Raw genomic sequence first — 10,911 nt, forward strand, 5'->3', positions numbered from 1 at the left:
TGCGGTCCGCCGCCGGATCCGAACACGCCCCGACGTGCCCCTTGGCCCGGACCGGGAACACCGGTAGCTTAAGTATGTAAGTGCTTGCTTGCTAAGGAGGCCGCTGTGGCGTTCAGTTGGTTCATCTCGGTCGACGACCACCTCATCGAACCCGCCCGGCTGTGGCAGGAGCGGCTGCCTGGGCGGTGGCGGGAGACGGGCCCGCGCATCGTGCGGGAGGGCGAGTCGGAGTTCTGGATGTACGAGGACCGGCAGGTGGTCACCACGGGCCTCAACGCGGTGGCGGGCAAGACGCGCGAGGAGTTCTCGCCGGAACCGATCACGTACGAGGACATGCGGCCGGGCTGCTACGAGCCCGCCGCGCGCGTGGCCGACATGAACCAGGGGCACGTGCTGGCCTCCATGCTGTTCCCGTCGTTCCCGCGCTACTGCGGCCAGGTGTTCCACGAGGCGAAGGACAAGGAACTCGCGCTGCTGTGCGTGCGGGCGTGGAACGACTTCATCTTGGAGGAGTTCGCGGCGGCGTACCCCGGCCGGTTCATCCCGATGATGATCATCCCGCTGTGGGACCCGGTCGCCGCCGCGGCCGAGATCGAGCGGACCGCCGCGCTCGGCGCGAAGTCCATCGCGTTCTCGGAGAACCCGACCAAGCTCGGGCTGCCGTCGATCCACAACGGCTTCTGGGACCCGGTTTTCCGCACGTGTGACGAGGCCGGAATGGTCGTGTCGATGCACGTGGGGTCGTCCTCGAACCTCATCCGCACGTCGGACGACATGCCGACGCTGGCGTTCATGGCGTACTCGGCGGCGGCCAACCAGGCGGGCACCCTGCTGGACTGGCTGTTCAGCGGCAACTTCACGAAGTTCCCGAACCTGCGGATCGCCTTGTCGGAGGGGTCGATCGGCTGGATCCCGTACTTCCTGGAGCGGGCCGAACAGGTCGTCGACAAGCAGCGGTACTGGGCCTCGCGGTTCGACATCGACATGAACGCCAACCACGAGCGCGGCGAGCAGAAGGGCGAGGCGGGCTTCGACATGGACACCGACGTCCGCGCGCTGTTCCGCGACCACGTGTACGGCACGTTCATCGAGGACCAGGCGGGCATCCGGCTGCTCGACGTGATCGGCGAGGACAACGTGATGCTGGAGTGCGACTACCCGCACTCGGACTCCACCTGGCCCGACACCCCGCGGCTGGCCGGCAAGTGGCTCGGCCATCTGTCCCAGGAAGTCCAGGACAAAATCACGGTCGGCAACGCCAGTCGGGTCTACGACTTCACGCCGGCCGACCCCGCCACGATCGGCTGAGCGCAGGGTCGGACGAACCCGCTGACGAGGAGGACGCAAGGTGGACAGGGAAGCACTGGACCTCAGCCTCGCACGCCGTCTGGTGGACCACATCGAGAACGGGACGACCGACCTGGCCGACTCCGTGTACGAGATGTCCACCGACGCTTACTCGGCGGCGCACCTGGCGGAAGAACTCGAGGTGTTGTTCCTCGGGCAGCCCCTGGTGCTGGGGTTGTCCGGCGACCTGCCGAACCCCGAGACGTACCGCACGGTCGACCTGTGCGGCACGCCCGTCCTGCTGACCCGCGACCGCGAGGGGCGGGTACGGGCGCTGCTGAACGCGTGCCGCCACCGCGGGGTCCGGGTGGCCGACGGCGTGGGCCGGGGGAAGAGGGTGACCTGTCCGTTCCACGCCTGGAGCTACGAACTCGACGGCCGGCTGGCCGCGATGCCTGTCTCGGACGCCTTCGAGGGCATGTGCCGGGACGACAAGGGCCTGGTCGAACTGCCCGTGGACGAGGGCCACGGCCTGATCGTCGGACGGCTGAGGCCCGGTCCGCCGGTGGACGTCGACGCCTACCTGGGTCCCGAACTCCGCGACGAGCTGGCCCTGTTGGACTTCGCCGACTGGGAGCGCCTCGGTGAGCCGCACACCCATCGGGTCGGTGCCAACTGGAAGGTCACGCTGGACACCTTCCGCGAGAACTACCACTTCGACTTCCTGCACCGCAGGACGCTGCGCAAGATGGCATACGGCGGCGTCCTCACCTTCGACGCCTTCGGACCGCACCTGCGCAACAGCTCCGCGCTCCGCACGATCGACGAGCTGCGGGACCGGCCGGAGTCCGAATGGACGGACGTCGCACGGCACTTCAGCTACCAGTACGCGCTGTTCCCCAACACCAGCCTGACGTTCGACAGCCGGCACATCGAGCTGTGGCAGATCGTCCCCGTCGACGCGCACACCTCGGAGGTCGTGCACACCTCGTACCTGCGGCCCGGATTGTCCGACGAGGAACGGGACAAGGCCGCCGAGATGACCCCGTGGATCTGCGAGACCGTTGTCGACGGGGAAGACTTCTGGGTCGCCGGCCGGACCGAGCCCGGCGTCCGGCTGGGCATGATCGACACGGTCGTCTTCGGCCGCAACGAGCCCGCGCCGCAACACCTGCACCGCGGCTTCGCAGCCGCGCTGGAGGCCGCCCGGGCGGTGTCGTCGGCGACCGATCCGGGGTCAGTGGGACAGGGGACGACCGCATGAGCGGGCGCATCGATGCCCCGTGTGCGATACGCGCGACGGGATGCCGAGCGGAGCGAGGAGCCGCATGAGTGATGCCGCTTTCGGGGCCGACGGCGCTGCCGAGGTGGTCCGCGAGGTGTCGCGGCGCTTCCGGTCCGGCGACGTCGACGGGGCCTTCCGTCTGTACCATCCGAAGATCCGCGTCGCGCAGCCGGATTCGCTGCCGCACGGCGGCCGGCACGAGGGCGTGGCCGGACTCGGCCGCATGGCCGCCGAGTTCGGACGCCACTGGGACCGTACGATCGGCGAACCGCGAATCCTCGGCTGCGGCCCGTCCGTCGTGCAGGTCACGACGCAGACGTGGACCGCCAAGAGGACCGGCCGGTCCGCGACCGTGGACGTCGTCGAGCTGATCGCGCTGACGGACGGACTTGTCTCGGAGATCCGGGTGTTCCCGCAGGACACACACCTGCTGCTCGCCACCCTGGACGAGCCCGGGAGCGAGCCGGGGCCTGACCGGCAAGGCACGTGAGCCACACCCGTGCACACCGCGCGAAGCGGGGGGGGGGGGGGGGGGGGGGGGGGGAGGGGGGGGGGGGGGGANCCACCCTGGACGAGCCCGGGAGCGAGCCGGGGCCTGACCGGCAAGGCACGTGAGCCACACCCGTGCACACCGCGCGAAGCGCGTCGGGAGCGTTCCCCACGGAACGCTCCCGACGCGCTTCGGGGGCCGGTCGGAGTGTCAGCTCAGGATGATCGCCCGCTCCGGGCAGTTCTGCTCGGCTATCTGCACATGGGCCACCAAGTGCGAGGGAACCTCCGGGACTTCGACGAAGCCGTGGCCCGTCTCGTCGAGCGAGAAGACCTCCGGGCAGATCTCCCAGCATCGGGCGTGGCCTTCGCAGCGGTTCGCGTCGACGGTGACCTTCATGGGCGTCCTCCTTCGTGTTCGTGGGCTCAGCGTGGCACGGGTTCGGGGCCCGGCGGGTCGGCTCGCGGGAATCGGTCGGGCCGGGCCGCCGGAGCCGACGGTCTCAGAAGGTGGCGGACAGGGCCCAGGGGCCGTCCGGGAAGGGGCGGCCCAGGAGTTCCATGCTGTAGGCGATCCGGCCGGTGACGGTACCGGCGGGTGCGCTGCACAGCACCAGCGCGGCGTCGGCCATGGCGCCACGCGGTTCGACCGGGGTGTTGTCGGGGGTGTGCGGCGAGACGACGGCGACGCCCGGGGTCATCACCAGGCCGGAGGTGCCCAGCGCGTTGACGGACACGCCCGTGCCGTGCAGTTCGGCCGCGAGGCCGGTGGTGAGGCGGTCGAGTGCGGCCTTGCACATGCCGTACGGAACCGACCCGTCGGACGCCCAGTCCGGATAAGGCGGTCCGGCGGGGTGGCGGGCCTGCTTCGAGGTGATGTTCAGGATCCACCCCCGGCCGCGCTCCACCATGCCCGGAACCGCCGACTGGCACAGCCGGAACGGCGTGTGCACCATCATCCGGGCCATGACCTCGTAGCGCTTCTCGGGTGTCTTGAGGGCGGGCCCGTAGAAGTTGACGCCGGCGTTGTTGACGAGGGTGTCGACGGGGCCGAGCAGTTCCTCTGCGCGCGCCAGGACCGTCGCGGCCTCCTCGGGTCTGGTCAGGTCGGCGGGTACGGCCGCCGCCCGGCCGCCGCGCTCGCGGATTCCGGCGGCGACCTCGGAGATCGAGCCCGGCAGGCGGGATTGCCCCGGGGAGAGGGTGCGCGCGACGAGGGCGACCGCGGCGCCTTCCGCGGCGAACCGCTCCGCGATGTCCTGGCCGATGCCGCGGCTCGCGCCGGTGATGACCGCCACGCGGCCGTCCATCGATCCCATGCGGGAAACCTCCGTCTGCGCCGGGGCGGCCGACGAGTCAGCGGCCGGCCTGCGGCCGAACCGGCCGGTGCAGGCGCCGTCGACGCTAACAAAGTAAGTGTGTACTTTCTAGTGTGCGGATCATATACTCGGCTCCACCGCCAGGCGGCGGGCACGGGGCCGAGCAGCGGACAGCAGGCGGCAGACCGTCCGGCCCGATGCACGGACCCGCGCCCGCAGGGCCCCGGGGCACCGCCCAGGGCCGCCGACACCGAACCCTTGGGAGGCCGGCAGTGAAGGTCGCCGTCGCATACGAGGCCGGGGAGCCGCTGGTCCTGGAGGATCTCCCCACCCCCGAGGTGGGTGCGCGCGACGTGTTGGTGCGCATAGCCGCGCGGGGGATCTGCCAGACCGATCTGACGGTGATCGACGGGAAGTCCCCGCTTCCCTTGCCGATCGTCCCGGGCCACGAGGCCTGCGGCGTCGTCGAGGAGGTCGGCCCCGAGGTCCGCCGGGTGAAGGCGGGCGACCGCGTGCTGGCGTCGGTTTCGCCCGCGTGCGGGAGCTGCTGGTGGTGCGTCAACGGCACGTCCAACCACTGCGAACTCGGCGGCGCCCTGCGCACCCGGCCGCGCTTCACGCTGGCCGACGGCCGGCGGGCTCCCGCGGTATGCGGGTGCGGGGCGTTCGCCGAGGCGATGGTCGTCGACGAGGCCTCGGTGGTCGCGGTCGAGACCGACCTGCCCGACGACGAGCTCGCTCTTTTGGGCTGCGGGGTGACCACGGGCCTGGGTGCCGCGCTCAACACGGCGGCCGTACGGCCCGGTTCGAGCGTCGCGGTGATCGGCTGCGGCGGGGTGGGCCAGTCGGTGGTGCAGGGTGCCCGCATCTCCGGCGCCGCGGTGATCATCGCCGTCGACCCGGTGGCCGCCCGGCGCGAGGCCGCGCTGCGGGTCGGCGCGACGCACGCCGTCGACCCGTGCGCCGCAGACCCGGTCGAGCAGGTGCGCGCGCTGACCGGCGGACGCGGTGTCGACTACGGCTTCGAGGCCGTGGGATTGCCGGAGTTGATCGTGCAGGCGTTCGCCATGACGATCGCGGAGGGCGCCGTGACCGTGGTCGGCATGCCGGCGGCGGACGCGGTGATCACACTCCCGGCGCTGCCCGCGGTCTTCTCCGGCAAGCGCTTGGCCGGCTCCGTCGTGGGCGGCGCCCAGATCCTGCGGGACTTCCCGCGCTTCATCCGGCTCGCCGAGGCCGGACGGCTCGACCTCGGCTCGATGGTCTCGCGGCGGATCGGGCTCGACGCCGTCAACAAGGGCGTCGACCTCCTCCGCGAGGCCGACGGCATCCGCACCGTGATCGTCTGACCGCGCCCGGCCGGGCGCCGACGCCCGCACCACACCCGGGACAGGAGTTCGCACCAGGCCCGCCGTACGGAGGACGAGACCATGCCCGAGCGCACACTTCTCCGCAACGCCCGCATCCTCACCTGCGCCGCAGGCACGGACGAACGCCCGGCCGACGGCGACATCCTGATCGCCGGCAACCGCGTCGCCGAGGTCGCGCCGGGGAGGTTGCAGGTGGACGAGGCATCGACCCGAGTGGTCGACCTGCGCGGCGCGACCGTGCTCCCGGGCCTCGGGGACGCGCACACGCACATCAGTTGGCCGCTCGACTTCGTCTTCGACCACGCCGGCGTCGCCGCCACCGACCCGGCTCCGCACACACTCGACGTCGCGGCGGTCACCCGCACCTACCTGGAGAGCGGCTACACCCTCATCGTCGGTGCCGGAGTCCTGCACCCGCTCGACGACGTGCTGGCCCGCGACGCGATCGAACGCGGCCTGGTCACCGGGCCGCGCATCGTGCCGAGCGGCACGATGGTCGGTGACCCCAAGGGTCTCGGCGGAGACGGCGCGATGATGGAGATCGCCGCGAACGCCAAGGAGCTCCGCGACATCGTCGCCCGCCAATGCGACTCGGGCGTACGGGTGTTGAAGCTGTTCATCTCCGGTGACGGCATCGTGCCGCAGTACCCGTCCGAAGACGTGTACATGGACGACGAGATGCTGTCCGCCGCGGTTGAAGAGGCCGACAAACACGGCGCGTTCATCTCCGTCCACGCGCGAGGATCGGCGAGCGTCGCCATGGCCGCCCGCACCGGCGTACGCCTCGTCCACCACGCGTGCTTCCTCGACGACGCGGCCCTGCGCGCCCTGGAGGCCCGGCGCGACGACGTGTGGGTCTGCCCCGGGCTGCACTACCTGTACGCCGTCGTCGAAGGCCGCGCCGAGCCGTGGGGCATGACTGCGGAACAGGTCGAACGATCCGGCTACCGCGACGAGTTGGCCGCGCAGGTGGAAGGGATGAGACGGCTGCGGGAATCGGGGATCCGGATCGCCGCGGGCGGCGACTTCGGCCACCAGTGGACCCGGCACGGCACGTACGCCGCCGAACTCCAGCGCTACGTCGAACTCGTCGGCATGTCACCGACGGAGGCGATCCACACTGCCACCCGCGCCATGGGACCGCTCGCGGGCCTCGACACCGGCGAGATCCGGCCCGGCGCCCTCGCCGACCTGCTCGTCGTCGACGGCGACCCGACCGAAGACATCACCCTCCTGCAACAGCCCGGCCGCAGGCGCGCCGTGCTCAAGGACGGCAGGTTCGCCTACGTCAACCCCGAGCTCTACCCGTGACCGCGCAACCTCAAGGCGCCGAGGCCGTGCCGCGTACCACTGCCTTCCCCCCGATCACCCGCCGAACGGCTTGCCTGAACGCCGAACCGCCCGACGGCGGTTCGGCTTCCCGGGTCCTGCTCCGCAGGTGTCCGTTTGCTCCCCGGCCTGGGGGCCGGGGTATCCACGGAGGAATCCGATGACCGTGCTGCACGAAGGAACCCGAGCCGGGTCCCTGCTGTCCGGCGTCGACACGTTGGTCCGACTCCTCGTACTCCGCGAGCAGTTGGACGCCCGTGAGGGCCTGACCACGGCGTCCATGGTCTCCGGTTACCCCGGATCGCCGCTCGCCGGCCTCGACTTGGCCCTGGAAAGCCGGGAGACGCTGCTGGGCAGGCACCGGATCATCCACCGCCCGGGCCTCAACGAGGAGTTGGCCGCCGCCGTGGTGTGGGGCAGCCAAATGGGGGCGATCGTCCCGTACACGCAAGTCGACGGCGTGGTGGGCGCGTGGTACGGCAAGACCCCGGGTCTCGACCGGTGTGGCGACGTGCTCAAGCACGCCAATGCCCTCGGCGCCGGACCCCACGGCGGCGCGGTGATGTTCTGCGGCGACGACCCGGCGGCCAAGTCCTCCACACTGCCGTGCGACAGTCAGTACACCTTCGCGGACGCCTGCGTGCCCGTGCTGTTCCCCGGCAACCAGCAGGATGTCCTGGACCTGGGCGTACACGCGTTTCGGATGTCCCGCTACAGCGGCTCGTGGGTCGGCCTGAAGATCGTCACCGCCGTCGCCGACGGCATCGGCACCGTCGACCTCACCCCCGACCGGCACGACCCGGCCGACCCCGACGACCTGCTCGTCGACGGACTGCCGTGGCGCCACCGGCCGCAGCCGAGCATCGGCCCGCACGCCGTGCCCGACCAGGAGGCGCTGGTCGTGCAGCACCGCCTGCGGGCGGCCCAGGCGTACGCGCGGCGCAACGGGCTCGACCGCGTCGTCGGCGCCGAACCGGGCGCGCAGCTCGGCGTGGTGTGCGCCGGCAAGACCTACTTCGACGTGGTCCAGGCGTTGGCCGACCTCGGCATCGGGCCCGACGACCTCGCCGGTGCCGGGATACGCATACTCCGGCTCGGGATGACGTACCCGCTGGTGGAGGAGACCGTCACCGAATTCGCCGCGTCCGTCGACCGGATCGTGGTGATCGAGGAGAAACGCCCTTTCATCGAGATGCAGTTGCGCGGAATCCTCCACGAAGTCGGAAGCAGCGTCGGCGTAATCGGCAAGCGAGACCGCGACCGCCGCGAACTCACCCCGCAAACAGGAGAGTTGAACCCGACGAGAGTGGCGGACGTCCTCTCCCGGGTGCTGCCGGAAACGCTCCGTCGGCCGGGGCCGGCCGCCGCCCCGGCGCGGCTGCTGCCGCTGCTCCCGCTCCCGGCCCGCGCACCCGGCTACTGCAGCGGCTGCCCGCACAACCGCTCCACGGTGACCCCGGACGGCGCACTGGTCGGCGGTGGCGTGGGCTGCCACGGGATCATGTACTTCGAGGCCCGCAACCAGGGCGTCAAAAGCCTCCCGCCGACACCGATGGGAGCCGAGGGCACCCCATGGATCGGTCTGGCCCCGTTCACCGGGGAACCACACCTGATCCAGAACCTCGGGGACGGCACCCTCAGCCACTCCGGCACCCTGGCCATCCGCGCGAGCGTGGCCGCCGGCGTCGACATCACCTTCAAGATCCTCTACAACAGCGCCGTCGCGATGACCGGCGGCCAGGACGTCACCGGGCTGATGGACGTGCCGGCGATGACCCGGGCGCTGGAGGCCGAGGGCGTACGCCGCATCGTGGTGTGCGCCGAGGACCCGAAACGGTACGGCCGCCGGGCGCGCTGGGCACAGGGCACGCGGGTGCTGGGACGCGACCGACTCGAAGCGGTTCAAGAGGAGTTGCGGCACGAACCGGGTGTCACCGTCGTCATCTACGACCAGCGTTGCGCCGCCGAGGCCCGCCGCCTGCGCAAACGGGGGCTGCTGGAGACACCGCCGCGCCGCGTGGTGATCAACGAGGCGGTGTGCGAGGGGTGCGGCGACTGCGGCACCAAGAGCAACTGCCTTTCCGTGCTGCCGATCTCGACCGAGTTCGGTGCCAAGCGCCGCATCCACGATCCCTCGTGCAACCGCGACTACACGTGCCTCGACGGCGACTGCCCGTCATTCGTGACCATCAAGCCGAAGCCGCCCCGTCCGTGGCGGCGGGCCGCGGCGGGGCAAGGCCGTTCCGCGGGCACGCCGCGTCCCGCACTGCCCGCAGGCGACCTTCCGCCCCCCGAACCCGCCAAGACCGCCGAGAACTTCACCATCCACTTCACCGGCATCGGCGGCACCGGAGTCGTCACCGCCAACCGCATCCTCGCCAAGGCCGCCGAGTCGGCCGGCTTCGCCGTCGGAGGCCTCGACCAGACCGGCCTGTCGCAGAAAGCGGGTGCGGTCGTCTCCCATCTGCGGCTGGCGACCGACCCCGATGCCCTCGGCCCGGCGGCGGGCGGGCCCGGCCACGCGGACCTGTACCTGTCCGGCGACATCCTCCAGGCCGCGCACGGCACCCACCTCGCCGCCGCGGCCCCGGGCCGCACGATCGCCGTCGTGGAGACCGAGGTCACCCCGACCGCGGCGATGCTGCAAAAGGACACGGAAGCACCCGACCCGGCCGCCCTGCGCCGGGTGATCGCCGACCACATCGGTCCCGACCGCACGGTCTTCGTCGACTCCCGGCGCATCGCCGAGGCCGTCTTCGCCGACCACCTCCTCGCCAACATCGTCCTGCTCGGCGCGGCGTTCCAACGCGGGGCCCTGCCGTTGTCCGGCGAGGACATCGACGGCGCGATACAAGGCCACGGCAACGCCGCCGACCGGAACCGGGAGGCGTTCGCCTGGGGCCGTTGGGCGGTGCACGACCCCGACGCGGTCGAGGCGCGCCTGTCCGCGCCCGAGGGATCCCCGGGAGACCGCCCGAACCTGTTCGACCCCTCACCCGCGGCCGTCGCCGCGGCCGAGGGGCTGGTGTGGGACCACGGCCTGCCCGAGGAACTGGTCGACCTGCTCACCCGGCGGGCCGCGCAGGCGATCGACTACCAGGACACCGCGCACGCGACACGGTTCCTCACCCTGGTCGCGCGCGCCGCACGCCACGACGAGGCCGAGCGGGACTGGGAGTTGACCCGGGCGGTGGCCGAGTCGTGGTTCCGGCTGCTGACGTACAAGGACGAGTACGAGGTCGCCCGCCTGCACCTGAAGGCCGACCACCGGCAGACCGCCCGGGACCTGGGCATCGAGGGGCCGTACACGGTGACCTACCACCTGCACCCGCCGTTCCTGCGGCGCCTGGGCATGGCGCGGAAGCTGCCGATGGGCCGCACGTACGACCTCGCCTTCCGCGGGCTGCGCGGTATGCGCAAGCTGCGCGGCACCCGGTTCGACGTCTTCGGCTGGGACCGCGAACGGCGCACCGAGCGAGCCCTCGCCACCGAGTACGAGCGGCTTGTCACGGGTGCCCTGGCGAGGACGCCCCAACTGCCGTACGACGCCGTGGTGCGCCTCGCGGCGTCGGCCCTGGAGATCAAGGGCTACGGGCCGATCAAGGAGGAGGCGGTGGCGCGTTGGCGGCGCCAGGTCGCCGGTTCCGCGCGCACTGCGCAGCCGGCGCCGCCCTCCGAGACGGACGGCCCGACCACTGCGGGGCGCTCGGATGAAGGGGCAGCGGCGCCATGATCAAGCGGATTCGTTTCGTGTCCCGCGACCCCGCGGCGGACGAAGGCCCGCGCCGCTTCGTGGCGGCATGGCGGATCGCCGCCGCCGGCGTCGGGGGGG

General features: G+C 71.6%; 8 protein-coding genes. 6 read left to right on the plus strand and 2 right to left on the minus strand.

Annotation, left to right across the window (positions count from 1 at the left end):
- The first annotated feature begins 105 nt into the window (after positions 1 to 105).
- From ACRX5W_RS21210 to ACRX5W_RS21220, 3 genes are all read left to right on the plus strand, one after another.
- A complete protein-coding gene (locus tag ACRX5W_RS21210; protein WP_436789796.1) occupies positions 106 to 1,308 on the plus strand; it encodes an amidohydrolase family protein in 1,203 nt (400 codons plus the stop codon).
- A 40-nt stretch (positions 1,309 to 1,348) separates the two neighbouring features.
- Positions 1,349 to 2,551, plus strand: coding sequence for an aromatic ring-hydroxylating oxygenase subunit alpha (locus tag ACRX5W_RS21215; RefSeq protein ID WP_436789797.1), 1,203 nt, complete (start codon positions 1,349 to 1,351; stop codon positions 2,549 to 2,551).
- A 64-nt stretch (positions 2,552 to 2,615) separates the two neighbouring features.
- Positions 2,616 to 3,062, plus strand: a complete 447-nt coding sequence (locus tag ACRX5W_RS21220) for a nuclear transport factor 2 family protein (RefSeq protein WP_436789798.1) — start codon at positions 2,616 to 2,618, stop codon at positions 3,060 to 3,062.
- Between the two features lie 210 nt (positions 3,063 to 3,272).
- On the opposite strand, the gene ACRX5W_RS21225 is transcribed toward ACRX5W_RS21220, so the two are convergent.
- Both ACRX5W_RS21225 and ACRX5W_RS21230 read right to left on the minus strand, forming a co-directional pair.
- Positions 3,273 to 3,461, minus strand: a complete 189-nt coding sequence (locus tag ACRX5W_RS21225; RefSeq protein WP_436789799.1) for a ferredoxin — start codon at positions 3,459 to 3,461, stop codon at positions 3,273 to 3,275.
- A gap of 103 nt (positions 3,462 to 3,564) precedes the next feature.
- Positions 3,565 to 4,380 carry an SDR family NAD(P)-dependent oxidoreductase gene (locus ACRX5W_RS21230; RefSeq protein ID WP_436789800.1) on the minus strand — a complete coding sequence of 272 codons (816 nt, stop codon included), beginning with the start codon at positions 4,378 to 4,380 and terminating at the stop codon, positions 3,565 to 3,567.
- Positions 4,381 to 4,652: 272 nt separating this feature from the next.
- Here ACRX5W_RS21230 and ACRX5W_RS21235 point away from each other — a divergent pair, with 272 nt between their 5' ends.
- From ACRX5W_RS21235 to ACRX5W_RS21245, 3 genes are all read left to right on the plus strand, one after another.
- Positions 4,653 to 5,729 carry a Zn-dependent alcohol dehydrogenase gene (locus ACRX5W_RS21235; protein ID WP_436789801.1) on the plus strand — a complete coding sequence of 359 codons (1,077 nt, stop codon included), beginning with the start codon at positions 4,653 to 4,655 and terminating at the stop codon, positions 5,727 to 5,729.
- Positions 5,730 to 5,810: 81 nt separating this feature from the next.
- Positions 5,811 to 7,061 (plus strand): amidohydrolase family protein, encoded by a 1,251-nt coding sequence (locus ACRX5W_RS21240; protein WP_436789802.1) that lies wholly within the window; start codon positions 5,811 to 5,813, stop codon positions 7,059 to 7,061.
- Positions 7,062 to 7,239: 178 nt separating this feature from the next.
- Positions 7,240 to 10,812 carry an indolepyruvate ferredoxin oxidoreductase family protein gene (locus ACRX5W_RS21245; protein WP_436789803.1) on the plus strand — a complete coding sequence of 1,191 codons (3,573 nt, stop codon included), beginning with the start codon at positions 7,240 to 7,242 and terminating at the stop codon, positions 10,810 to 10,812.
- Positions 10,813 to 10,911: the final 99 nt, after the last annotated feature.

The organism is Yinghuangia sp. YIM S10712 (assembly GCF_051388935.1).
In the GTDB taxonomy this organism is placed as follows: Bacteria; Actinomycetota; Actinomycetes; order Streptomycetales; family Streptomycetaceae; genus Yinghuangia.